Raw genomic sequence first — 23001 nt, 5'->3', positions numbered from 1 at the left:
TCCCTCGACTTCATTACACAAAATAATTAAAAGAACTCTACTTCACCACTATCCATACTTGATGATGAAACAGGGTTATGTAACCGTTGATCTTTTTTCTCTTTAAACGTTTTCAATACATCATCTACCTCAATAGCAATATTAACGCCTGGTATTTTTTCTACTTCACACATCACGTCACTTAAGTGTGAAACACCATCTAAAGTAAACTGTAAACTTTGGATGCTAATATCACCGAACTGCAAACCGCGCATCGCGTCATGCACGGCCTCAAGAAGCTCAGAAGCTAAGCCATCAAGATTTTGTGTCATTTTAAGGTCGTTATCTGCTTTATGGGTAAGCTGAGATATCGCCGCATTCACTTCATCTTTTGAATCATGTACATAATCCACATCTTGCACGGCTATATTTTTTACTTCTTTTGATAAGTCGGCAATCAAGGTATTAATGGCCGATAGTTGTTGTTGAATATTGTGACTCACTTTTGAAGAACTATCGGAGAGTGAGCGAACCTCGCCAGCAACCACAGCGAAACCACGGCCAGCGTCACCTGCACGTGCAGCTTCAATAGCCGCATTAAGTGCTAATAAATTCGTTTGTGAAGCGATTTGCTCAATGCCTTGCAAAGCATTCATTACGCCAGGCATCTGCGCACTAATATGATCTACTTTTTCAAGCAGGTAGATAGACTCATTACCCATGTTCGTGGCGATTTCAACAAAGTGATTAAGTGTTTTAGAGGTTTTTTCAGCAAAGTCACGCATATCCATTTCTACGCATGAACCTTCGTCTGAGACCTCTGCACTGAGCAGTGTATGTATGTGGGTTTGTTGCTGATTTAATAACTCTTGGATAGCCATAAACGCATTGGTTAGGGTGTTAATTGCGCCTTCTTGTGTTCCTATCAGATCAGCTAAATCAGATTTACTCTCTTGTAAGCTACTACTGCAGAGTGATGCGAGGCCTTTAGTACTGGTTAATATTTTATCGCAGCTTTCGATTTGATGACTATTGGAATTAAAGCAATTTTCACCTTGCAATGGTAATTGATCCACGGTTTTGAGGTAACCCGTTAAAATAATCATAACGGCTAATATAAAAATAATGACAAGTTCTGCGGGGATATATTGTAAGGCAAGCAACGAGATAATAAGAAGCACTGAAATATAAATCATTCTTTTCAGCTTTACATTTTTCACCATCTTTAACAGCCTTGTTTTATTTAACAATGAGTTAACTGTAGACAGGTTTCTTGAAAGTTAATATTTTATTTTTTATTGATTCCTTTTAATTGAAGCAGGTCACTAAATTCACAACTTATTGACCTTACTCAAGGTCAATTGCTCGAATTGCTTGTTTTAAAAAGTTTGAGTGCGCTTGAAATTTAGCGGCATCTTTCGCCTTTTTAGTGGCATGTAATTGACTTTCAACCCCTACTAATTCTTGAAATAACCAGCCTCTAATCATTGAATAATAACGGCTGTCCGTACCATATAAACGAATAGTTTTCAGGGCTTGTTCATCTCTAGTCGTTAATGCTAGTTGCAGTGTTTGAACCACTTCTCCGACTTGAGAAGCCGTACTACGCGTCTCTTCGACACCTCCGTTGCTTGCAAACAACTGATTTGAAATGATAATAACAAAAAACGCAGAGATTATTTTTTTGCTTAACGTCATGTAATTTCCTGAAGTTTCATTATATAAAAAGGGATAACGCTTAGTTTACCGCTTTCCTAATTTATGCGCGATATATAAACAAAATAAACACAGAGAATGTTCTCAAGATGGTGTAAAAAAACAAACGTTAGCGCAACAAAAAATATCATCGTAGCTATAACCCTCTAATTTCACTGCGATCAGTTGTCACTAAAACATCACACAAAAACCGTTGGTATTAGTAATAAATAATGCCCCACTTCAGGGGGTAAAACAATGAGCTCTCACGGCATCAAATACGGGTCGATACATTAGTTATGAACCTTGTTTACTGCCGATTAGATAGATCTCGTCTGCGTTAAAAAGCAGTCGTGCATTGAGGGTTGGCCATAATAAAAACAAATCAGATGATTAAATAATCGTTTTATTATTTCTCTGTGAAATTTCGGACTAATGCTTAGTAAACCCTTCATTAAGTGTTAAATTAGCGCAGAATTTATTGAATGAGACGGTCTGATGATTATCAAAAAAGAATGGCGAATTTTAACCGTAGGTGATGGCGATCTGTCTTTCTCCTATTCACTGTATAAACATCATCAGCCACGTAATATGACCGCCACGGTATACGACTCACTAGAGACGATGACCAACAAATACGCTGATAATGCTTATCTTAAGCTTGTAGATAATGATGTTTCTTTACTGTTTGGTTTTGATGTTACCGATGAAAGCAGTTGGTCAACACTGGCTAAGCAGCAGTTTGATGTGGTTATTTTTCAGTTTCCATTATTACCTGCATTTCGCTCTTTTGATGAGTATAAAGGCCATGGCGAAGCAGTGAGCATTAATACACTTAATCGTGCTTTATTACGCACCTTTTTGAAAAATGCTTTTCGTTATTTTTTAGATCCAAATGGCGAACAACTGTGCTTTATTACTTCAAAGGATGTAAAGCCCTACCGAGAGTGGAATATCGAGAACGCATTACATCAACATACCAATATCCATTTCCAAGGATCTTCACTTTTTGATATTAACCATTTTCCTGATTATAAAGTACGTAACGTCGATAGAGATAAACATGTACGCGATACGCAGGGAAGGACTTATGTGTGGAGTTTACAAGAAAACCATTCATTAAAAATGGAATTAGACGCGGCGGTTTATCAGGATGCTGATTGTTGTACTATTTGCCGAGCGGGGCCTTTCACCACCAGCCTCGACAATAATGAACACAATGCCAGTAAAAAGCACCAACAGATGATGCAATTTGAGGCACAGTGGTTAGCTAAAATAACAGCGGAATAATACCCATGCGTTTATTTAGCGGCTTGAATAGCTTCAAAAGCAGCGAGTTGCTCAGCGGTTGCTGGAAGCTGATGATTCACTTTCCATTGCTCGTAAGGCATACTATAAACTAACTCTCTGGCTTGATCAGAATCAAGATCAACATTTAATGCGCCAGCTTCTGCCATCATCCACTTTGATAAGCAGTTACGGCAGAAACCAGCTAAATTCATTAATTCGATATTTTGTACATCCTTGCGACTATCAAGATGTGTTAATAAACGACGAAATGCAGCTGCTTCTATTTGTGTTTGTTGTTCTGGGCTCATAGCTTTTCCTAAAAGAGTTAAAATAACAATATGTTAGCATCTATTTTTAAATGAACATCTATAATTTTTCTTAACACTTATTATACGGATTTTTTATGCAATCAACCTCTAGTCAATCACAAGGTTTATTACTTTTTAAGTTATCAGCATTGCAAAGTTTTGCGCTTGGTACACTTAAAATTCAAGAAATCGTGCCCTACCAGCCTTTAACACAATTGCCCAATGCCGATAGTAATATCATCGGGGCAACCAGTATTCGAGGTCAAACGCTCTCCATTATCGATATGGCAGCTGCCGTTGGTTACCCACCGATTAGTGAAGCAGAAAAGCCAAACTGTGTGATTATTATTACCGATTGTAGCCGTCAACACGTGGGATTTTTAGTCCGTAAAATAGAGCGCATTATAGAGTGTAATTGGAAAAACATTGATCCCCCACCCAGTTCATTAGGCCATAAAACCTACATTACTGGCATTACACGTTTTGAAGAGAAGCTTATTCAATTATTAGATATTGAACTGCTACTGTCACAAATATTCCCAGATAATGACGATCATTCTGTTGAGATAACCGGTGTTCAAAAAGGCCTGTTACAAAATGAAAGCATTCTATTAGTAGATGACTCCGCTGTCGCGCGTAAACAACTCGAGAACGCATTAACACGTATCGATGTGCCATTTAGAGTCTGTAAGAACGGCAATGATGCATTACAGGTGATGCAGGAATGCGCAGCTAAAGATGATCCTATTAGCATTTTAGTCAGTGATATTGAAATGCCAGGTTTAGATGGTTACGAACTGACCTTTGAAGTGCGCAGTATCAAAGAGATTGCGAATACATATATCATTCTTCATACCTCGCTTTCCAGTGAAATGAGTGTTGATAGAGCACAACAAGTTGGCGCTAATGACGCATTAACTAAATTTGTTGCCCAAGCGCTCATTGATGCCATGCTAAAAGGCGTTTCAAAGGCATAAAAAAAGGCTTGAAATATTCAAGCCCTTAAACACTCTATTTTCTAAAAAATAATGCTGTTGCCACTAATACATTATTTGTTTTTAATTTTATCTTCCCAGAACGTTGCCTTTTTAATGCCCAATTTTAGCGGGTCAAAGGTATACACTTCTTTTTTCTCTTTACGCTGTGCTTCATAATCTTTTAATGCTTTAAGCGCAGGTCTTCCCATAAAGAAGATAATTAATAAACCCACAATATTTAACCATGCCATGAGACCAACCCCAACATCACCAAGTCCCCATGCTAAATTAGCGGTTTTAATGGTGCCGTAGAATGTTGCAATCATCAGTGCCAGTTTAAGTATGAAGGTAAAGTTAGGCATTTTTAAGGTGCGACGAATGTAAGCAACATTGGTTTCAGCAATATAATAATAAGCCAAAATAGTCGTAAACGAGAAGAAGAATAACGCCAGTGCAATAAACGGTTTACCGACACCCGGTAAGACTTTTTCAACGGCCATCTGTGTAAATGCAGGGCTGTTAGCGGCAATGTCTGCAGCGACATTTTGCACTAAAAAGGTTTCACCCGCGCCATGTACGTTATAAGCGCCAGTAATTAAAATAACAAACGCAGTCGCTGAACAAACAAACAAGGTGTCGATATAAACCGAGAATGCTTGTACTAACCCTTGCTGTGCAGGATGTTCAACTTCAGCGGCAGCTGCAGCATGAGGACCAGTACCTTGACCCGCTTCATTTGAATAAACACCACGCTTAACCCCCCAACCGATTGCAGCACCAAAACCTGCCATCGGCGTAAATGCATCACCAATAATCATGGCAAAAATACCAGGAAGCTCGGTAATATGTAAGGCAATAATCACACAGGCGATGATCATATAAGCCAATGCCATAAACGGCACAACATATTGCGTAAAACTCGCGATACGCTTCACACCACCAAAAATGATAAAACCGAGTAATAATACAATACCCGCTGCAGTGGCTATTTTGGTTGCGCTAATAATGCCAATGCCCGTATCTATCATCTCCCCCGAACCAAAGGCCAGTTCCACGGCGTTACCGATACTGTTTGATTGAATACCCGGTAATAACAAGCCGCAGGCAGCAATGGTTGCCAGTGCAAAAATAATGGCATACCATTTTTGGCCGGTAACTTTTTCAATATAATACGCGGGACCACCACGGTATTGTCCGTCATCCACCTCTTTATAGATTTGTGCTAACGTCGATTCTGTATATGCCGTTGCGGCACCTAAAAATGCAACCACCCACATCCAAAAAACAGCGCCTGGACCACCAAAACCGATAGCGGCAGCCACACCAGCAATATTACCCGTCCCCACACGACCGGACAGTGAAACTGCTAATGCTTGAAATGAGGAAATACCGTGTTCAGATTTTTTCCCCGACAACAATAATCGCCACATTTCACGAAATAAGCGCACCTGCACAAAACGTGTTTGAATTGAGTAAAAAAGGCCCGCCGCTAAACATAGATAGATCAGCGCAGGACTCCAAATAATTCCATTTAAAAAATCAACAACAGATTGCAAGGTCATACTCCAAATAATATTTTTAAAACATAGTTTTAAAAGGTATCACTGCCACTCATAAGAAGCAAAGATGAGTCTCTTTTTTACTTGTTAGCGCACGGTTTGTTGAGCACGTTTAAAATCTGGCATTTATGTCGCTCACCTTCAGAGCAGCAATGCACGACTTCAAGTAGCTCTGCAGCTAAGAGTTGTAATTGCGTTATTTTCTGTAATACGTCTTGTAAGTGTTTGTTTGCTATCTCATGTGCTTCGTAGGGCGCGTGTTGCTGGCAGGTTTGCAAATGAATCAGTTGGCGTATCTCTTCAAGGCTAAAACCTAATGCGCGGCAATGCCTAACAAAATTGAGGCGCTGCAAGTGCACGTCGTTATAACGACGTTGATTACCCTCACTGCGCTCTGCCACGGGTAAAATATCAATCTCTTCGTAATAACGAATCGTCGGAATTTTACACGATGTTATTTTAGCTAATTGCCCAATGCTATATATCGCCATTTTGATTTCCCTTTTAAAACATTTAACACGTTAGTGATTGATACCTTGGCCACACTTACTATTTGAATCTAAGCTTTAAATCATGGCCTATAAAACTTTTTACAAATAACACTTGAACCTCTAGTCACTAGAGGTTTTATACTTACTTTAATGTAATTATTTAATTAAGGAAAGAAAATGGCCGGATGTTGTGGTGGACACTCACACTTTGATGGGATGAGTGAAAAATATAAACGTATATTATGGTATGTCATTGCAATTAATGGTGTCATGTTTTTTGTTGAGATGATCGCGGGTATTGGCGCACAATCACAGGCATTACAAGCCGACGCATTAGACTTTTTAGGTGATACGCTTACCTACGGCATCAGTTTATGGGCCATCGGCAAGTCTCTTCAACTGCGCAGTAACGTTGCCCTCTTTAAAGGTTATAGTTTGCTATTAATGGCATTGTGGGTATTTGGCTCTACTCTGTATCGTTTCTTCTTTTTAAATATGCCTGATGCAACAACCATGGGCGCGATTGCTCTACTTGCGTTTGCAGCCAATGTCATCAGCGTATTACTGTTAATGCGCTATAAAGACGGTGATGCAAATGTGCGTTCAGTTTGGTTATGCAGCCGTAATGACGCTATCGGCAATTTAGTCGTACTGGTCGCTGCATCCGGTGTTTGGTATACCGATAGCGCAGTACCAGACTTATTAGTCGCATTTGTACTCGCTAGCTTATTTTTAAGCTCTGCAATACAAATCATCAAACAAGCAAAATTAGAAAAGTCGCAGCAACAGACAGTGAGTAGCACTGACAATCATTAGCGGAGCGCTTTGAATTAATAGGTTTTTCCTGCGTAATACTTAAGCATCGAATGAATGTCATTACGTTAAGTGGAAAAACCTTGCTTCTTACCCAAGCAAGGGATAATTTGTAAGGCAATGATTTTTATTCCCTAAACTCCTGCTAGGAAAATTTATGAAGCATTGCCTATACTCTTTTCGCCGTTGTCCTTATGCAATGCGCGCTCGACTTGCCATCGCCTATAGTGGTCAGAGTGTACAATTACGCGAGATCATCTTAAAAGAGAAACCCGCTGAAATGCTTGCGCTCTCTTCTAAAGGCACAGTACCGGTATTAGCCTTGCAAAGTGATGAAGTATTAGATGAAAGCTTAGACATTATGGGCTGGGCACTTTCATTGAATGATCCCGACCAGTGGTTATCAGGCAATATTCATGCGATGTTAGCCTTGATTGATGAAAATGACTTTGAGTTTAAAGGCTGGCTTGACCGTTACAAATACGCAGATCGCTTTCCTGAGTACGAGGAAAGCTATTATCGTGAACAATGTGAAGATTTTTTAATACAGTTAGAACAGCGTTTGGCTAACAGTGATTATCTGTTTTCTGAAAAATTGAGTCTTGCTGATATCGCTATTTTTCCCTTTATTCGTCAGTTTGCAGCCGTTGATCAAACATGGTTTCAACAAGCTCCCTACCCTCATCTACAAAAATGGCTCGACTCGCTTATCAATGCTTCATTGTTTAAATCGATAATGCAAAAGTATCCAACTTGGCTAACCAGCCAAACAGAGCATACCTTTCCATAACATCAAATTTTTTGAACAAACTATTCTCTTTCTATCTGTTTGATTATTCTATAACTTGATTACAATATAGAAAATTAATTAACAGTGAATTAACAATCAATTAACAAAGGCGGAAAAATGTCTCAATCTGTATCACAATATAGCCGTGTTGCAAAAATCATCCATTGGCTTTCTGCCGTGACTATTTTTACGTTATTTGCGCTTGGTTATTGGATGGTTGATTTAACCTATTACAGTGAATGGTACAAAATAGGCCCGCATTGGCATAAGTCGGTAGGATTAACACTTTTTACACTGACAGTGCTACGTATTATTTACAAAAAATTTCAACAGTCACCCGCTATTGAAGGGGCAACTTGGGAAAAGCTGGGCGCAAAAATCGCTCATATAGTGATGTATATCTTGCTTTTTGCGACCTTTATTTCAGGTTATATGATTTCAACCGCTGACGGTCGAGGCATCGAGGTTTTTAACTTCTTTACTCTGCCGGGGTTAGGTTCTTTTATTGAAAATCAAGAAGATATAGCTGGTGATGTACATTTTTATCTCACCTATACTCTGATTGCTTTAGCCTTGTTACATGCAGCAGCTGCACTTAAACACCACTTTATTAATAAAGACAATACACTTAAAAAAATGATCTAATACGATTATTAATTATGAATAAAAAGGAATTACAATGAAAAAAATATTACTTCTTACGACACTTGCATCTGTGTTTGCATTACCAACAATGGCTAATGCTGCAGATTATAAAATCGATACAAACGGTGCACATGCGTCGGTAAACTTTAAAGTAAGCCATTTAGGTTATAGCTTTATTCAAGGTCGATTTAATACTTTTTCTGGTGACTTTAGCTTTGATGAAAAAAATATAGAAGCATCAAAAGTATCTGTTAGCATCGATACAAGCAGCTTAGATTCAAATCATGCAGAGCGTGATAAACATCTTAAAAGCGATGATTTCATCAATGCAGGAAAATTCTCAACCTCTACTTTTGTCAGTAATAAAGTGGTTAAAAAAGCAGATGGTGGCTTAGCAATCAGCGGTGACTTAACATTACACGGCGTGACTAAGAACATTACCCTAGACGCACAGTTTATTGGTGAAGGGACAGATCCATGGGGTGGTTACCGTGCAGGTTTTGAAGCAACAACACGCTTAGAATTAAAAGACTTTGGTATCAAAGTAATGGGTGCATCAAGTTATGTTGATATGAACCTTCAAGTTGAAGGTGTTAAACAGTAAATAAACCATTGCGCTAGGGTAAACTTAGCGCAACTTACTCTCCGTTAGCTATAAATTACGCTTTACTTCCCTTTTCTATCCCACGTTAGTTCTCTCTTGACGCAAATTTGATACCATGGTTCATCGATTACAATAGAGATAACGTTAGATATTATGCAATGGTTAAACTTTTTTTCAATTAAGCAAAAACTCGCCAGTTTACTCTTCTTTCTCCTAATCTCCGTTAGTTACCTCGTTATTAGTACTATCAGTGATGCCAATCAACACAAACAAAACAACATGAAAATTGAGGTTGCACAACAACAGCATTTAGTCGTTGAGCAATTTATTAATGCTTTTTTCTTTGCTCGACAACAGACCATTATTAGCGGTGAAAAAACCAGTACCAACGAAATAAAAAAGAACCAATTTCTTTTTGAACAAAACCTAAAAGCGATGCTTTATGGCGGTAAAACGTATATCGATTTCTCGATGAAAAACAGTCTTTATCATGAAGCAATCAGCAATGAAATAATTAGAGAAGAGATTAAAAGCAGCCAAAAGCTGTGGAAAGACTTACAAAGCGCAAGCCAAAACCTACCATTAGAAATAATTAATATTGAACAACTCACTATTTTCCACCATTTAAGCAATCGATTGCGTGAAAAACTAAACACCATAGTCACTTCACTGACCTTACAACGTGATAAAAATGAGCGACAAGGCTTGTTAATCTTACAACTTAGTTGGTTATTTATTCTGATTATGGGGTCAATTTTTGCTTGGTTAATCGCACGTAACATTATTCAACCTTTAGAAGGCATTGCTAACGTCGCATCGCGCATACGCTTAGGTGACTTACAATCATACCCCATTGCAGAAACCCATCATGATGAACTTGGCACCTTACTTTATCAGGCCGATGAAATGCGCCTTGTTTTGAGTGAAGTGATGCTGAGTATTCAACAGCATAATCAACAAATTGTGCACTCCTCAGCGCAGGCAAAACAGTTATCTGAAGAGATGAATAGTTTGCATCATTTACAATATAACGAGCATACAAATGTACTCGGTCAATTAAACACCCTAGAGCAACAAAATACGGCACAGCTTAACTTGCTTGCACAACATGCTGACTTCAACGTTATCAATCGACAAACAATTGCACACCATCAACAATCATTACAAATGGCTATCGATAGCATAAAAGCACTGCAACAATGCAATAATATCAATACAGAAAGCCTTACTACTGTGAGCCTAGATGCTCAGCAACTTTATGATGTATTAGAAAATATCGAAACAATCGCGATTAAAACACAAGCATTAGCAAGTAAAGCCACCATAGATGCAACCCATGCAGGCAAAGCGAGTGAACAGTTCACCCTAGTGGCAAACCAAGTGGCGCATTACTCGGCAATAACGGCCACTGATATCGCGGCTATCTCCCCCCTTGTTACACAGTTTAAAGAGCAACTTAACCACTTAGCCGTTTCTGTTTCTGAAACCGACAAGCAGCTAAGTCAATCACAGCAACAGTTTTTACAAGGCACACACCTTGTTAACGCTTTATATCAACAGCTCGACTCACAGCAGCAACATTCGCTTAACTTAACGCAACAAAATGAGCTGCAGGCCTTACAAATACGCACAACCCATACCGTGCTTGAAAAAACCTTATCTTTATTAAAAGAAAGTGGTGAAAAAACCGAGGCGAGTAATTTATTTGTAAGAGATTTAAACAAGATATCAGTGCAACTTGAACAGCTATCGCATGACTTTAAGCTTGATGAGAAAGAAAATAGAACACGCAGAGGCAACGATAAACGCCTTTATCCACGCATCGCTAATCAATTAACCATCACGCTTCAACAGGCAGAAAATACTTTACAGGGGTTAACACAGGATTTAAGTCTCACGGGTTTGCAGTTAAAATCAATGAAGTCCGTGGTCTTTGATCAACAAACAGCGGTTACTTTTATTATTGATTTACCCAGTCGAGAAGCAGACAGTCAAATTAGACGCTTTAACTTACTAGGTGATGTTGTTCACTATGAACAACAAGGTGATATTTTTTATTATGGCGTACATTTCCGTCCCCTTAGCGAACAGCAGAAAAGTACGCTACAGGAAATATTTGATTACTTTGATAAGAAATCAGAATTTAAACACGCAGCTTTTTAGAAAAAATATTGTAACTACTCAGCACCCAGCTAAAACGTGTGCTTTTGATACAAAAATAGACAGTAACGGCTCAGAACTAAGCTATTTATGCTTAGTTCAAGGCGAAAAAGCGCAGTTTAGTCGTTTAAATACTTCGTACATCCTGTACTACGCCCTTCGGGCCAACCTACGGATGTTCAAATTTATTCCCGATAAATTTATGAGCATTTTCAACACGGTTATCGCAAGATAACTGAAGCTTTACCTGAACAGACCTTAAATAGCGACGCCCTGAGTAGTTACAAAATATTAACCACGTAATTGCAGCGTAACCAAGACAATACCATGATCGGTACTTTGACCATCTCTTTCAAAAATAGGATTGATTAGGTGGCGATCATAGGTTTCATAATGGCTCACCGAAAATGTACTTTTATTGTATTTAGCATCAAACTCACAGGAGACAAGTATGTGATCCAATACAGAGCTTGTTTCACCAAAGTAATGAGTAGGTTCACGTAATTGCCCGGCAAAGTTATCGCTGTCTTGAAATAGATTCCACACATCCTGTAAACAATACTTTTCTAAGAATGCATTTTTATCAATTTGAGAAACAAACCTAAGATTATCCGTGACTAGTTGGGTTAATACACCGTCACTTAAACTGTTGTTAAAGTCACCCATTAATAACATCGGTTTAGCCGTTTCAGCTTTACGTTTTATCATCTCAACCATCAATAGCGTTGCTTCGCTACCACGTTGTATTGTAGAGCCCCATCCGCCAGCAACATTCGCTTTTAACGATTCAATAATGTTTTCTTCACCGGATAACTGCGCTTCTTCAGCATGTTCAAAAAGTGCTCTCTTAGACTTGAAATGCACGACATAACAGTCACACTCACCGATATGTGGCAAGTCGATCGTTGCACGTAATATTTTTCGGCTAAAAGAAAAGTCCTCAGCCAGCCCCATTTCACCTGCAAGAGTTTGATCAAATTCAACGGCATAAACATCGGTAATAGGATAACGCGAGGCAATCGCAACGACCGGGGAATAACAAATAAAGTCATCAACCACAGTACATTCATCAACCACAGCGAAATAATCATATCCCGCGGCTTTAACCAGTTCCTTGAGCGATTCAGGGCTAAATACCTCTTGAAAACCAATGACATCGGCTTGGGATTCATTGAGGTAATCAGTGATCCACTTTTGCTTTTTTTGCCATTGTTCAGCACTTAAAATACGATCGAATTCGTAACACGCAAAAGGTGGCTCAAGGTAGTTCAAGAGGTTAAAAGTAGCTATTTTTAATATGCTATTTGCGATTTCCAATGTCATTTTCTTCTAGGGAGTATCAGTGATGTGGAGTTTAACCCACTCGGCGCAATAATAACTATCTAAATAACGATCGCCACGATCACAGAGCAACGTCACAATCGATCCCTTTTCTCCCTTCGCCTGCATTTCTCGCGCAAGTTGTAATACACCCACCATATTAGTGCCTGTGCTCGGGCCAACTTTGCGTCCCAAAATGGTTTCTAACCACAACATCGCATCCACTGATTCACTATCGGGAACTTTAATCATTCGATCGATTAAAGAAGCAATAAAGGATGGTTCAACACGCGGGCGACCAATACCCTCTATTCGGCTACTTTGAGAGGAACATAATGCTTTATTACCGGTTTTATAATATTCATTAAACACAGAATGTTGCGGGTCGGTCACGACTAAATCGCAGCTCAATTGGTTATAACGGATATAGCGACCAATCGTTGCACTAGTGCCGCCTGTACCAGCGCTTACAACCACATATTTAGGAACAGGATATGCTTCGAGCGACATCTGCTTAAAAATAGATTCTGCAATATTATTATTACCACGCCAATCGGTCGCACGCTCCGCATAGGTAAATTGGTCCATATAGTAACCATTAAGCTCTTTTGCTAAGTGTTCCGATTGTGCGTAAATCATGTCGGTAGACTCAACGAGGTGGCATTCTCCACCATAGTTTTTAATCAATGTTATTTTTTCAGGGCTGATACTTTTAGCCATCACGGCAATAAATCTAAGCCCTAATAAACGCGAGAAATAGGCTTCTGAAATAGCAGTACTGCCTGAAGAGGCTTCAATAATTGTAGTGTTCTCATTAATATTGCCATTACACAAGGCATACAAAAAGAGCGAGCGCGCCAGACGATGCTTTAAACTACCCGTTGGATGCGTACTTTCATCTTTTAAGTAGATATCGATGCCTGAAAATTCCGGTAAGGCAACCTTAATCAAATGTGTATCTGCACTGCGTTGATAATCGGCTTTAATCAGTGCAATCGCATCATTAACCCACGCTCTTTCATTATTCATATTGATCTATTCCTTTTGATAGTTTTACTAAGTATAAATAACAACACAGAGAATTTTTATCTTATATTACTTAAAATCATTGATTAAATAGAAAAATTTCCTTAAATTTAGGCGTATAAGTAGAAATTTAATCTGATCGGAGTTTCATGTGGATAAAATAGACAAGCATATTTTGAAATTATTACAGCAAGATTGCTCATTACCTTTGCAGCAACTGGCCGATAAATTAAATTTAACAACAACTCCCTGCTGGAATAGAATTAAGCGCTTAGAAAATCAAGGCATGATAAAACAACGGGTTGCTTTATTAGATGCAGATAAAGTCGGTTTAGAGCTGATTGCTTTTGTGCAGATTAAAACTCAACAGCACTCTGAAGCTTGGTTCGAGCATTTTGTATTACAGGTAAAGGGCTTTTCACAGGTGATGGAGTTTTACCGTATGGCAGGCGAATATGATTACATGCTCAAGGTATTAGTGAAAGATATGCGTAGTTATGATCAGTTTTACAAAACTTTAGTCAACAATGTCAGTGGTTTAACCGATGTGAACTCTAGTTTTGCCATGGAGCAACTTAAATATACTACCGAATTACCACTCTAATAAAACAACACTATGTCTGTTTTATTAGAGATAAAGTAATGACAGCGACTATTTAGCAGCTAAAGCCGGCGTAGAAAAGGTAATACCAGACCAACCATTAAGCATAAACTGACGGATGTTTTGATGATCATCATTTTGAGGATGCTGTAATACATCGTTACGGTAATAAATACCAAAACACGCTAAGGTTTGTTGCTCTGTTAGCTTTTGTAATGAGGCAAAAGAAAACAGCTTACATGAACCTGAGTTTTGACCCGCTTCATTTTCCTGTTTCCCATTGCTAAATGCACTTTCTGAGAAATGGTAGTTTGCTTCAATCGTCGCCATGGTCTCTGTAAATTCAACCGATTCAGGTACTGTTTTTAATTTATCTAAAAAAGTGTTTATTAACATCGTATTTCCCTATTGTTTTTGTCTTGTTTTAATATTGCTATCTAATCAAAATAGATAGTATTGTCCTTTGGTAGGTTTTCAGCACTAACCTCATCACCTTTGATACGTTTCTCTTCGTCAGCCCACTCACCTAAATCGATAAGTTGACAACGCTTACTACAAAACGGACGGTGTAGGCTTTCTTTTACCCATTCCACTTCTTTTTTACAAGTAGGACAATTTACTTTCATTTTTATTCCTCTGCTTATCTAACAGCAAATCTGTTTAAAATTTATATTTTCAGAGAGATGATTTTCTATATCAGTACTCATGAAACGAATAGAGTATCTATCTTTATGGCCACTTATCATGGGATAAACCGCAAATGAAGTATCAAGTTCAATACTGACAAAGCAGCTATTTTCAACAACACCTTGATAAAAACCATTCACAGCAACTTTTTTTGAGGACGTTCCCTGTGAGCGTTTAATTTTTAAAAATAGAATCAGCGCTTTTTGTAATCCATCGAAATGGGCTAACCATACATCGGCGTCTTTACTTTGCTTTTTAGGACCTTCCGCAAGCCAAAAATGATATTGTGGTAAATCAAAATTACAGCTCCCGCTTGGAATACAAAAGCGTTGTTTTAATGACGTTAAAAAACGGTTTGTTTTAAAATAACGCAATTGTTTAGGCATTGCGATCACCGCTTCGATTAGGCGCTCAATTTCTGTTAACAAATCAGAGACTGCTTGTTGATCAACTTCATCGTGCTGTAGCCATGCTTTGGTTTGTAGCGCGAGTTCGCGTAAATCTTTAATTAAATCATGTCGGATATCACAGCGTTCACTCAGCTCTAATAACTCAAATAATGCTTTAAAGAACACAGTGGCATCACTTTCATGCGTGAACTGTTTACTTTTTATTAGCTGTAAGAAGAGAAATTCAAAACGTAAATAACTACGCATTTTTTCATTTAACGGGTATTCAAAAGTGATCATATTAGTCATTTTTATCTCATTCCTTCGATTACTGGCTATTGTAACGCCCGAAGTTGTTTATCTAAAGCTATTACCGAACTTTCTAACTGTTGCAGTGAAATATCGCCGTTATCAATAACAAAATCGGCTTTTTCTAAACGTTGTACCCGGCCAATTTGGCTTGCCATAATGGATTTTATGGTATCACGACAACTATTATCGCGCGCGCTTGCACGCTCTATCTGTAGACTTTCATTAATATCCACCACAATCACATAATCGCAATAAGCAGTTAAGTTATTCTCAAACAATAAAGGCGCTTCTAATAATACATATTCACCTTTTGCTGCTTTCAACTGCATTAACATCTGCTTTCGAATAATGGGGTGTAATAAGTTATTTAACCAGTCTTTTTTACTTTCATCGTTGAAAATAATCTCACGCAGTTTAGACCGATTTAACTCGCCCTTATCGAGAATATCCAAGCCAAAATAATCACTGATTTTTGCCAGACTTGGCTGTCCTTTTTTGACCACCAAACGCGCAACAACATCAGCATCAACCACTTCAATGCCCAGTTGACTAAAAAATCTTGAAACGGTTGATTTACCGCTGCCTATTCCGCCCGTTAACCCTATGATTAAACTCATCGACTTTCCTTAAATTTGTTTTAACCATTTTATAAGAGTTATGTTATTAAATCTTAACTTCATGCTAAAATTAATTTTTATTATTTTTTAGACAGCGTGGAAACAAAATCATGGTTGAAGAAGAAATTGCACAAAGTGTTAAAATTGCTCTGCATGAAGATTTAAATGGTTTATCACCATCAGAGGGTGATATTACCGCCAATTTAATCCCTGAAGATAAACAAGCCAAAGCGATTGTTATTACCCGTGAAGATGCAATTTTTTGTGGGCAAGCATGGACGCAGGAAGTATTTAGACAACTCGGTGATAGTGTAACAATCACTTGGTACGTCAAAGACGGTGATTTTGTTAAAGCGAACAGCACTTTATTTTCCCTTGAAGGCTGTGCTCGCACGTTACTGACTGGCGAACGCAGTGCGCTTAACTTTATTCAAACACTTTCTGGTATCTCGACACGTGTAAAACAATACATGGACTTAATTCGCGATACCAACTGTAAACTTCTTGATACACGTAAAACATTACCTGGTTTACGTAATGCCTCTAAATACGCGGTATTATGTGGTGGTGGTTTCAATCATCGCTTAGGTTTGTTTGATGCTTACCTTATTAAAGAAAACCATATTTTAGCCTGTGGCGGTATTAAACAAGCGATTGATATGGCAAACCAGCAACATCCAGAACGTTGGGTGGAAGTGGAAGTTGAAAGTATTGATGAGCTAAAACAAGCCCTTGATGCGGGTGCACAACGTGTCATGTTAGATAACTTTACCGTGCCAATGATGATTGAAGCGGTAGAGATAAACCGCAACAATGAACATACGGCGGATTTAGAAGTTTCTGGTAATGTCACGACCAGTACCATTTTAAGTTATGCAAGCACAGGTGTTGATTACATTTCTGTCGGCGCATTAACAAAACATGTTAATGCCGTTGACTTATCAATGCGATTTGTTGATTAGCAGCAATTGTAATTGGTATACGTTTGCAGACTTTATAAAACGCCCTAGACTGAGTACAGACTAGGGAGTTTTTATGCCATTTATCTTATTATTTGTACTTTTTTTTACACCTTTATTACACGCTAATAACCCACCGATACAACTCGCTACAAAATATCACCAAGACATTATTGTTAACCATTACTGGGTCAGTGAAAAACTCGATGGCGTGCGCGCGTATTGGAATGGACAACATCTCATTTCACGCCAAGGCAATGTATTCCCCGCCCCTAAGTGGTTCACTAAAGACTTTCCTAATATCGCCCTTGATGGTGAATTATGGATAGCAAGAGGGACATTTGAGCAAGTATCAGGCATTGTGCGTACACAAAAAGGGGGCGAGCAAGACTGGAAAAAAATCTCGTTTATGATTTTTGACTTACCTAGTTCTTTAGCCGCTTTTACACAGCGCTTAACGATAATGGAAAAATTCGTTAATAACAGCCCTTCCCCTTATTTAAAGATGATTCATCAGCAAAAATTCACCAGTCACCAGGCATTACAAATAAAACTGGATAAGGTCATCGAAGGTGGAGGAGAAGGTTTGATGCTTCACCATATCAACGCCTATTACCAAGTGAAACGTAATCAAGACTTAATGAAACTGAAGCGTTATGACGATGCAGAAGCCGTCGTGTTAGGTTACACCGCAGGCAAAGGTAAACATAAAGGAAGAATGGGCGCCTTGTTAGTTAAAAATGCACAAGGCGTTAGCTTTAAAATAGGCACGGGTTTTACCGATGAGGAGCGAGATAATCCTCCTGCGATAGGCACGACTATTACCTACCAATACATTGGTTTCACCAAAAATGGCGTCCCGCGTTTTACCTCTTATTTACGTCTTCGGGTTATAAACGCGCCTTAATCAATAAACCCAGAATGATATGGCAGGCATGATTAAGGGGTTTAACTGAGTCTTGTGTATTGCCCATTGCAGATAGCTGTTGGTAATAAACTCTATATTCAACAATCACTTCAGCGGTCATCGTCTCTGTCAGTTCCGCACACAGACAGATCTCTGTTAATAGAGGTACAATTTTTTGAAATGCATCATGATGTTCAGAAAAGTAGATAATATTGCTCATATCGCCTCCTTTTCTTATAGTTTAGCAATCACCGTTTTATTTGCTTCAGGAAAATCATAACTCTCTAATGCTTTATGAGATACCCATTTAATCGGTTGACCCTCTTTTCCAAATGCCTCTCCCGTAAATTTTGTGACAAGATAAAAATGTAGATTTAATTGCTTGTCGCCATAATCGAAGAACAGCTTCTCAAAAAGTGTATAGTCAGTAGCAACTAACCCAACCTCTTCATGCAATTCACGTAACATTGCCTCTTCAGGAGTTTCATTTTCTTCTACTTTTCCGCCAGGGAACTCCCACTTACCGCCTTGATGACTGTCTGATGGTCTTAATGCGATTAAGTAGCTTTGATCATTTTTTTTAACAATCGCAATACTAATATTAATAATTTTCATAGAATCTCGTTATCTCACTTTTTAAGCAAAAAAAATGGCTCAAAAGAACCATTTTTTCTGTCGGTCATTAATCTTTAAACGCTTAATTTACCGTGGCATTGCTTGAACTTTTTACCTGAACCACATGGGCAAGGCTCATTACGTCCAACTTTTCGCTCTTCACGAACAAACGGGTCATCGTGATCGTTTGATACTGCTTCACCATTTGAAGCACCAGCGTGTTGCATTTCTAGTTTCGCTTTTTCATCTGCAAGACGACGCTGTTCTGCGATTGCTTCCACTTCTTCTTTGCTTTGAACTTGTACCTTAGAAAGAATCGTCACAACATCCTGTTTTAAGTTGTCTAACATCTCTAGGAACATCTCGTAAGATTCACGCTTATATTCTTGCTTTGGATCTTTCTGCGCGTAACCACGTAGATGAATACCTTGACGCAAATGATCCATTGACGCTAAGTGTTCTTTCCAGAGAGTGTCAATAGTTTGCAACATGACTGATTTTTCAAAACCTGAAATAATCTCAGTACCCACTTGTTCTTTTTTAGCGGCATAAGATTCTTTAGCATGCGTTAAAATATTATCGCGAATCGTTTCTTCTTGAAGATTGGCATCATCGATTAACCATTGCTGAACCGGTAATTCGATTAAGAATTCAGATTTTAGTTTGCGCTCTAACGCTTCTAAATCCCACTGTTCTGTTAATGATTGTTGTGGTACGTATTGATCAACACAATCGTTAAACACGTCATCCCAGATTCCATCAATCGTTTCTGTAATCTCTTCACTGTCCATGACACCGTTACGTTGCTGATAAACAACTTTACGTTGATCATTCGCCACGTCATCAAAATCAAGTAATGATTTACGCATATCAAAGTTACGGCCTTCAACTTTACGTTGTGCATTTTCAATCGCACGTGTCACCCAAGGATGCTCTATCGCTTCGCCATCTTCCATGCCTAATTTTTTCATCATGTTAGATACTTTTTCAGATGCAAAAATACGCATCAAAGAATCTTCCATTGATAAGTAAAAACGACTTTCACCTGCATCACCTTGACGACCAGCACGACCACGTAGCTGATTATCAATACGACGAGATTCATGGCGTTCAGTACCGATGATATATAAACCACCGGCCTCTAGTACCATTTTATGCTCTGATTGCCATGTTAACGTTTCAGCTTCTTTTTGAGCGTCAGTCAGGGCACCTAATTTTTCAAGACGCGCTTGTAGATTACCGCCTAACACAATATCTGTACCACGACCGGCCATATTGGTTGCGATAGTCACTGAGCCTAATGCACCGGCTTGTGCAATAATATCCGCTTCTTTTTCATGGAATTTCGCATTTAAAACACTGTGTTTTATTTTTGCTTCAGTCATTAATTTTGATAAAAGCTCAGAGTTTTCAATCGATACTGTACCAATTAGCACAGGTTGACGACGTTCAAGGCGATCTTGGATATCTTTAATAATTGCTTGGTATTTTTCTTTTTCAGTTAAATAAACAAGATCACCACCATCAAGGCGAGCCATGGGTTTATTGGTTGGAAGTACAATTGTTTCTAAGCTGTAAATAGATTGGAACTCAAAGGCTTCAGTATCCGCAGTACCTGTCATGCCCGATAGTTTGTCGTATAAACGGAAGAAGTTTTGGAACGTAATTGAAGCAAGCGTTTGGTTTTCATTTTGAATTTCAACGCCCTCTTTTGCTTCAACCGCTTGATGTAAACCTTCAGACCAGCGACGACCCGGCATTGTACGCCCAGTGTGCTCATCAACAATAACCACTTCACCTTGCTCTGTCACAATGTATTCAACATCTTTTTCAAATAAGGTATGTGCGCGAAGTGCCGCATTTGCATGGTGTAACAGGCTAATGCTTGATGCTGAATATAACGATTGATCCTGTGCTAATAGACCACGATCTTGTAGAATTTGTTCTACTTTCTCTTGTCCACGCTCAGTCAAAAGAACTTGTTTGCTCTTTTCATCAATCGTGTAATCGCCTTCTCCTACGTACTCTTCAGTGTCTTCTTGATCCTGAAGTAATAACATTGGAATAACCGTATTTAGCTCGTTGTAAAGTTGTGCATCACCATCAGTAGGACCCGAGATGATTAACGGTGTACGTGCTTCATCAATTAAGATTGAATCAACTTCATCGACAATTGCATAGTGTAATGGTTTCATTACACGCTGTGATGCTTCAAACGCCATGTTGTCACGTAGGTAATCAAAACCAAACTCATTATTAGTACCGTAAGTAATATCGGCTTGATATGCATCGCGCTTTGCTTCACCTTGCATACCAGATAAATTAATACCTACCGTTAGGCCTAAGAATTCAAATAATTGTGCGTTCCATTCTGCATCACGTTTTGCAAGGTAATCATTCACAGTAATAACGTGTACGCCCTTACCCGTTAGTGCATTTAGGTAAGCGGGTAATGTTGCCGTTAATGTTTTACCTTCACCCGTACGCATTTCTGCAATTTTATTTTCATTTAAAATGATGCCACCGATTAACTGCACATCAAAATGACGCATACCAAAAACACGAATCGATGCGCTACGTACAACAGCAAAAGCTTCTACAAGAATCGAATCTAAATCTTCGCCAGACTCAACACGCTGTTTAAATTCAGCGGTTTTAGCTTTTAATTCAATATCAGAAAGCGACTCCATTTGAGGCTCTAGCTTATTAATCTCATCAACGACCTTACGAAGTTTCTTTAAGTAACGGTCGTTACGACTGCCTATTATTTTTGTTATTAGCTGTGTGATCATTTTACTTTTCTCATTGTTTAAAATTAAATTTTTTACCGAGCCTAACCCGCTATGCGATGGATATAATAATCGGGATCTACCTGCCGACCATTTTTTAATACTTCATAATGAATATGTGGTCCTGTTGAGCGTCCTGAACTGCCCATTACCGCAACCTGTTGCCCTTTGCTCACAATCTCGCCTACTTTAACGGTTAGTTCAATAGCATGAGCATAACGTGTTACTAACCCATTACCATGATGTAACTCAACCATCAGTCCGTAACCCCCTCTTTTTCCGGATTCGATGACAACACCGGCTGCCGTTGCAACTAATGGCATACCTGTAGGACCTGCAATATCAACACCTTTATGACTTCTTAGTTTCCCTGAAAAAGGGTCTTTACGTGTACCGTAAAGCGATGAAATCCAAGAGCCCTTGCCTCTTACTGGTCTACCAGAAATGAATGACTCATCTAGCAGATGGCGATTGTTAAGTGCAATTTCAAGGCGTGTGAGTTGTTTTTCTTTTTTTATAAGACGTAGGTCAATGTTTTCAATAGTCTGGAGTAAAAGTGAGGACTGGAAAGTATCATTAGAGGCCACTTTTTCTACTTTCCCTGTCGCTGGTATTGTTTCAAAATCAAACTCCTCTTTTGGCAGTTTTGATTTTTCAACGAGGCGTTCACCCAACATATTCAAACGACTAACTTTAGCCTCTAATTCTCCTAATTTACTGCTCAGTACAATCAGCTTTTCATCGCTCTGTATTTTAATAAGCTGCAAGTATTTATCTTTGCTTATATCATGCTCATTAAGCGCAGTAATTTTAAATTGTGCCAGTTGATTTTTATAGTGTGATTGAATAAACCAAGTACTAGTCGTGAAGAGAATAATAAACAAAAAAGGAATTAACAAAAACCTGTTTTTTGTTAAAGAAAAAGTATGATCTTTTTCCTCTCTTGAATAGATTACCGTTATACTCATAATATGAATTCACTGTTGATAATATAAATGAATAGAAGACGCCAGCCCAAACCTGTTGCGCAGTTGCTCAAAAAAAGCGGACTGCAGTATGACCTGCCCCTATTCACGAAGTTGGATAGTTTACTACAAAGCTTTTTGAAACAACATAATATCAAAGGCTGTCGTGTAGGAAATTTACAAAATGGGAGCTTGCTTATAGAAATTCCCAACGCAAATTGGATGATGCGCTTACAATTTATGCGTAATGACTTACTTAGCATATTACGCCAGGCTTCACCGGGTTTATTAAAAATAAATATTAAAGTGAACCCGCGCCTCGAAATAGATAAAAGTGTTGTTAGTAAAGCTAAAAAAAGACCTAAGATACGCGCAACTAAAATGTCAGAAGATGTAGCCGATAGCTTTTTAGCCATGGCGGATGATGCCGACCCCGCACTTAAAAAAGCACTACAATCACTGGCCCTCTTCTCACAAAAAAAGAGCTAACGAGACTATTTTTC

At 38.6% G+C, this 23001-nt stretch carries 26 protein-coding genes; 11 read left to right on the top strand and 15 right to left on the bottom strand.

The window, feature by feature from the left end; translation table 11 throughout:
- Positions 1 to 26 precede the first annotated feature (26 nt).
- The gene (locus tag CXF74_RS23105) at positions 27 to 1202 is read right to left on the bottom strand and encodes a methyl-accepting chemotaxis protein (RefSeq protein ID WP_101083118.1); all 1176 of its coding nucleotides are present in this window, start codon (positions 1200 to 1202) and stop codon (positions 27 to 29) included.
- 124 nt (positions 1203 to 1326) lie between these two features.
- Positions 1327 to 1677, bottom strand: a complete 351-nt coding sequence (locus tag CXF74_RS13760) for a hypothetical protein (protein WP_101083117.1) — start codon at positions 1675 to 1677, stop codon at positions 1327 to 1329.
- Positions 1678 to 2172: 495 nt separating this feature from the next.
- On the opposite strand from CXF74_RS13760, the gene CXF74_RS13755 reads away from it, so the two are divergent.
- Positions 2173 to 2964, top strand: coding sequence for a class I SAM-dependent methyltransferase (locus CXF74_RS13755; RefSeq protein WP_101083116.1), 792 nt, complete (start codon positions 2173 to 2175; stop codon positions 2962 to 2964).
- A gap of 11 nt (positions 2965 to 2975) precedes the next feature.
- Here the strand turns inward: CXF74_RS13755 and CXF74_RS13750 are convergent, their stop codons facing one another.
- Positions 2976 to 3272, bottom strand: a complete 297-nt coding sequence (locus CXF74_RS13750; protein WP_101083115.1) for a DUF1244 domain-containing protein — start codon at positions 3270 to 3272, stop codon at positions 2976 to 2978.
- A 95-nt stretch (positions 3273 to 3367) separates the two neighbouring features.
- Here CXF74_RS13750 and CXF74_RS13745 point away from each other — a divergent pair, with 95 nt between their 5' ends.
- A complete protein-coding gene (locus tag CXF74_RS13745; RefSeq protein ID WP_101083114.1) occupies positions 3368 to 4249 on the top strand; it encodes a chemotaxis protein in 882 nt (293 codons plus the stop codon).
- Between the two features lie 71 nt (positions 4250 to 4320).
- On the opposite strand, the gene CXF74_RS13740 is transcribed toward CXF74_RS13745, so the two are convergent.
- Together CXF74_RS13740 and CXF74_RS13735 are read right to left on the bottom strand one after the other, a co-directional pair.
- Positions 4321 to 5805, bottom strand: coding sequence for an alanine/glycine:cation symporter family protein (locus CXF74_RS13740; RefSeq protein WP_101083171.1), 1485 nt, complete (start codon positions 5803 to 5805; stop codon positions 4321 to 4323).
- Positions 5806 to 5888: 83 nt separating this feature from the next.
- Positions 5889 to 6299 carry a MerR family transcriptional regulator gene (locus tag CXF74_RS13735; RefSeq protein ID WP_101083113.1) on the bottom strand — a complete coding sequence of 137 codons (411 nt, stop codon included), beginning with the start codon at positions 6297 to 6299 and terminating at the stop codon, positions 5889 to 5891.
- Positions 6300 to 6476: 177 nt separating this feature from the next.
- Between CXF74_RS13735 and CXF74_RS13730 the strand changes: the two genes are divergently transcribed.
- The 5 genes from CXF74_RS13730 (at position 6477) to CXF74_RS13710 (ending at position 11314) form a co-directional block, all read left to right on the top strand.
- The gene (locus CXF74_RS13730; protein ID WP_101083112.1) at positions 6477 to 7115 is read left to right on the top strand and encodes a cation transporter; all 639 of its coding nucleotides are present in this window, start codon (positions 6477 to 6479) and stop codon (positions 7113 to 7115) included.
- Positions 7116 to 7269: 154 nt separating this feature from the next.
- On the top strand, positions 7270 to 7902 hold the full coding sequence (locus CXF74_RS13725; protein ID WP_101083111.1) for a glutathione S-transferase: 633 nt from the start codon (positions 7270 to 7272) through the stop codon (positions 7900 to 7902).
- A 117-nt stretch (positions 7903 to 8019) separates the two neighbouring features.
- Positions 8020 to 8547 (top strand): cytochrome b, encoded by a 528-nt coding sequence (locus CXF74_RS13720; RefSeq protein ID WP_101083110.1) that lies wholly within the window; start codon positions 8020 to 8022, stop codon positions 8545 to 8547.
- Between the two features lie 34 nt (positions 8548 to 8581).
- On the top strand, positions 8582 to 9151 hold the full coding sequence (locus CXF74_RS13715; RefSeq protein WP_101083109.1) for a YceI family protein: 570 nt from the start codon (positions 8582 to 8584) through the stop codon (positions 9149 to 9151).
- A 153-nt stretch (positions 9152 to 9304) separates the two neighbouring features.
- Positions 9305 to 11314 (top strand): methyl-accepting chemotaxis protein, encoded by a 2010-nt coding sequence (locus tag CXF74_RS13710; protein ID WP_101083108.1) that lies wholly within the window; start codon positions 9305 to 9307, stop codon positions 11312 to 11314.
- A 288-nt stretch (positions 11315 to 11602) separates the two neighbouring features.
- Here CXF74_RS13710 and CXF74_RS13705 read toward each other — a convergent pair whose 3' ends face one another.
- Together CXF74_RS13705 and CXF74_RS13700 are read right to left on the bottom strand one after the other, a co-directional pair.
- Positions 11603 to 12634 (bottom strand): endonuclease/exonuclease/phosphatase family protein, encoded by a 1032-nt coding sequence (locus tag CXF74_RS13705; protein WP_101083107.1) that lies wholly within the window; start codon positions 12632 to 12634, stop codon positions 11603 to 11605.
- Positions 12635 to 12640: 6 nt separating this feature from the next.
- Positions 12641 to 13660 carry a PLP-dependent cysteine synthase family protein gene (locus tag CXF74_RS13700; RefSeq protein WP_101083106.1) on the bottom strand — a complete coding sequence of 340 codons (1020 nt, stop codon included), beginning with the start codon at positions 13658 to 13660 and terminating at the stop codon, positions 12641 to 12643.
- A 148-nt stretch (positions 13661 to 13808) separates the two neighbouring features.
- Here CXF74_RS13700 and CXF74_RS13695 point away from each other — a divergent pair, with 148 nt between their 5' ends.
- Positions 13809 to 14261 (top strand): Lrp/AsnC family transcriptional regulator, encoded by a 453-nt coding sequence (locus CXF74_RS13695; protein ID WP_101083105.1) that lies wholly within the window; start codon positions 13809 to 13811, stop codon positions 14259 to 14261.
- A gap of 48 nt (positions 14262 to 14309) precedes the next feature.
- Here the strand turns inward: CXF74_RS13695 and CXF74_RS13690 are convergent, their stop codons facing one another.
- The 4 genes from CXF74_RS13690 to coaE are packed head-to-tail and all read right to left on the bottom strand — an operon-like array spanning position 14310 to position 16263.
- The gene (locus CXF74_RS13690) at positions 14310 to 14654 is read right to left on the bottom strand and encodes a HopJ type III effector protein (protein ID WP_101083104.1); all 345 of its coding nucleotides are present in this window, start codon (positions 14652 to 14654) and stop codon (positions 14310 to 14312) included.
- A 41-nt stretch (positions 14655 to 14695) separates the two neighbouring features.
- Positions 14696 to 14884 carry a DNA gyrase inhibitor YacG gene (yacG, locus tag CXF74_RS13685; protein WP_101083103.1) on the bottom strand — a complete coding sequence of 63 codons (189 nt, stop codon included), beginning with the start codon at positions 14882 to 14884 and terminating at the stop codon, positions 14696 to 14698.
- Positions 14885 to 14902: 18 nt separating this feature from the next.
- Positions 14903 to 15643, bottom strand: coding sequence for a cell division protein ZapD (gene zapD / locus CXF74_RS13680; RefSeq protein WP_232772524.1), 741 nt, complete (start codon positions 15641 to 15643; stop codon positions 14903 to 14905).
- Positions 15644 to 15669: 26 nt separating this feature from the next.
- Positions 15670 to 16263, bottom strand: coding sequence for a dephospho-CoA kinase (gene coaE / locus CXF74_RS13675; RefSeq protein WP_101083102.1), 594 nt, complete (start codon positions 16261 to 16263; stop codon positions 15670 to 15672).
- 110 nt (positions 16264 to 16373) lie between these two features.
- Here coaE and nadC point away from each other — a divergent pair, with 110 nt between their 5' ends.
- The gene (nadC, locus tag CXF74_RS13670; RefSeq protein WP_101083101.1) at positions 16374 to 17225 is read left to right on the top strand and encodes a carboxylating nicotinate-nucleotide diphosphorylase; all 852 of its coding nucleotides are present in this window, start codon (positions 16374 to 16376) and stop codon (positions 17223 to 17225) included.
- 73 nt (positions 17226 to 17298) lie between these two features.
- Entirely contained in the window at positions 17299 to 18129 is an 831-nt protein-coding gene (locus CXF74_RS13665) for a DNA ligase (RefSeq protein ID WP_101083100.1), read from the top strand.
- Here CXF74_RS13665 and CXF74_RS13660 read toward each other — a convergent pair.
- From CXF74_RS13660 to CXF74_RS13645, 4 genes are all read right to left on the bottom strand, one after another.
- Positions 18113 to 18349: a hypothetical protein gene (locus tag CXF74_RS13660; protein ID WP_101083099.1), complete on the bottom strand. Its 237-nt coding sequence runs from the start codon at positions 18347 to 18349 to the stop codon at positions 18113 to 18115. The genes CXF74_RS13665 and CXF74_RS13660 overlap by 17 nt on opposite strands.
- Before the next feature lie 14 nt (positions 18350 to 18363).
- Entirely contained in the window at positions 18364 to 18744 is a 381-nt protein-coding gene (gene mutT / locus CXF74_RS13655; RefSeq protein ID WP_101083098.1) for an 8-oxo-dGTP diphosphatase MutT, read from the bottom strand.
- Positions 18745 to 18818: 74 nt separating this feature from the next.
- Positions 18819 to 21536 carry a preprotein translocase subunit SecA gene (gene secA / locus CXF74_RS13650; protein WP_101083097.1) on the bottom strand — a complete coding sequence of 906 codons (2718 nt, stop codon included), beginning with the start codon at positions 21534 to 21536 and terminating at the stop codon, positions 18819 to 18821.
- A 41-nt stretch (positions 21537 to 21577) separates the two neighbouring features.
- Positions 21578 to 22501: a M23 family metallopeptidase gene (locus CXF74_RS13645; RefSeq protein WP_101083096.1), complete on the bottom strand. Its 924-nt coding sequence runs from the start codon at positions 22499 to 22501 to the stop codon at positions 21578 to 21580.
- Between the two features lie 27 nt (positions 22502 to 22528).
- Here CXF74_RS13645 and CXF74_RS13640 point away from each other — a divergent pair, with 27 nt between their 5' ends.
- Complete coding sequence (locus tag CXF74_RS13640; RefSeq protein WP_101083095.1) at positions 22529 to 22987, top strand: DUF721 domain-containing protein; 459 nt, start codon at positions 22529 to 22531, stop codon at positions 22985 to 22987.
- Positions 22988 to 23001: the final 14 nt, after the last annotated feature.

The sequence above is a fragment of the Psychromonas sp. Urea-02u-13 genome (assembly GCF_002835995.1).
GTDB lineage: Bacteria > Pseudomonadota > Gammaproteobacteria > Enterobacterales > Psychromonadaceae > Psychromonas.
This window is presented reverse-complemented; position numbering and strand designations above follow the sequence as displayed.

Bases quoted from the DNA above. Each gene is read 5' to 3' on its own strand.
- CXF74_RS23105 (WP_101083118.1), bottom strand. From the start codon at position 1,202: ATGGTGAAAAATGTAAAGCTGAAAAGAATGATTTATATTTCAGTGCTT.
- CXF74_RS13760 (WP_101083117.1), bottom strand. From the start codon at position 1,677: ATGACGTTAAGCAAAAAAATAATCTCTGCGTTTTTTGTTATTATCATT.
- CXF74_RS13755 (WP_101083116.1), top strand. From the start codon at position 2,173: ATGATTATCAAAAAAGAATGGCGAATTTTAACCGTAGGTGATGGCGAT.
- CXF74_RS13750 (WP_101083115.1), bottom strand. From the start codon at position 3,272: ATGAGCCCAGAACAACAAACACAAATAGAAGCAGCTGCATTTCGTCGT.
- CXF74_RS13745 (WP_101083114.1), top strand. From the start codon at position 3,368: ATGCAATCAACCTCTAGTCAATCACAAGGTTTATTACTTTTTAAGTTA.
- CXF74_RS13735 (WP_101083113.1), bottom strand. From the start codon at position 6,299: ATGGCGATATATAGCATTGGGCAATTAGCTAAAATAACATCGTGTAAA.
- CXF74_RS13730 (WP_101083112.1), top strand. From the start codon at position 6,477: ATGGCCGGATGTTGTGGTGGACACTCACACTTTGATGGGATGAGTGAA.
- CXF74_RS13725 (WP_101083111.1), top strand. From the start codon at position 7,270: ATGAAGCATTGCCTATACTCTTTTCGCCGTTGTCCTTATGCAATGCGC.
- CXF74_RS13720 (WP_101083110.1), top strand. From the start codon at position 8,020: ATGTCTCAATCTGTATCACAATATAGCCGTGTTGCAAAAATCATCCAT.
- CXF74_RS13715 (WP_101083109.1), top strand. From the start codon at position 8,582: ATGAAAAAAATATTACTTCTTACGACACTTGCATCTGTGTTTGCATTA.
- CXF74_RS13710 (WP_101083108.1), top strand. From the start codon at position 9,305: ATGCAATGGTTAAACTTTTTTTCAATTAAGCAAAAACTCGCCAGTTTA.
- CXF74_RS13705 (WP_101083107.1), bottom strand. From the start codon at position 12,634: ATGACATTGGAAATCGCAAATAGCATATTAAAAATAGCTACTTTTAAC.
- CXF74_RS13700 (WP_101083106.1), bottom strand. From the start codon at position 13,660: ATGAATAATGAAAGAGCGTGGGTTAATGATGCGATTGCACTGATTAAA.
- CXF74_RS13690 (WP_101083104.1), bottom strand. From the start codon at position 14,654: ATGTTAATAAACACTTTTTTAGATAAATTAAAAACAGTACCTGAATCG.
- yacG (WP_101083103.1), bottom strand. From the start codon at position 14,884: ATGAAAGTAAATTGTCCTACTTGTAAAAAAGAAGTGGAATGGGTAAAA.
- zapD (WP_232772524.1), bottom strand. From the start codon at position 15,643: ATGACTAATATGATCACTTTTGAATACCCGTTAAATGAAAAAATGCGT.
- coaE (WP_101083102.1), bottom strand. From the start codon at position 16,263: ATGAGTTTAATCATAGGGTTAACGGGCGGAATAGGCAGCGGTAAATCA.
- nadC (WP_101083101.1), top strand. From the start codon at position 16,374: ATGGTTGAAGAAGAAATTGCACAAAGTGTTAAAATTGCTCTGCATGAA.
- CXF74_RS13665 (WP_101083100.1), top strand. From the start codon at position 17,299: ATGCCATTTATCTTATTATTTGTACTTTTTTTTACACCTTTATTACAC.
- CXF74_RS13660 (WP_101083099.1), bottom strand. From the start codon at position 18,349: ATGAGCAATATTATCTACTTTTCTGAACATCATGATGCATTTCAAAAA.
- mutT (WP_101083098.1), bottom strand. From the start codon at position 18,744: ATGAAAATTATTAATATTAGTATTGCGATTGTTAAAAAAAATGATCAA.
- secA (WP_101083097.1), bottom strand. From the start codon at position 21,536: ATGATCACACAGCTAATAACAAAAATAATAGGCAGTCGTAACGACCGT.
- CXF74_RS13645 (WP_101083096.1), bottom strand. From the start codon at position 22,501: ATGAGTATAACGGTAATCTATTCAAGAGAGGAAAAAGATCATACTTTT.
- CXF74_RS13640 (WP_101083095.1), top strand. From the start codon at position 22,529: ATGAATAGAAGACGCCAGCCCAAACCTGTTGCGCAGTTGCTCAAAAAA.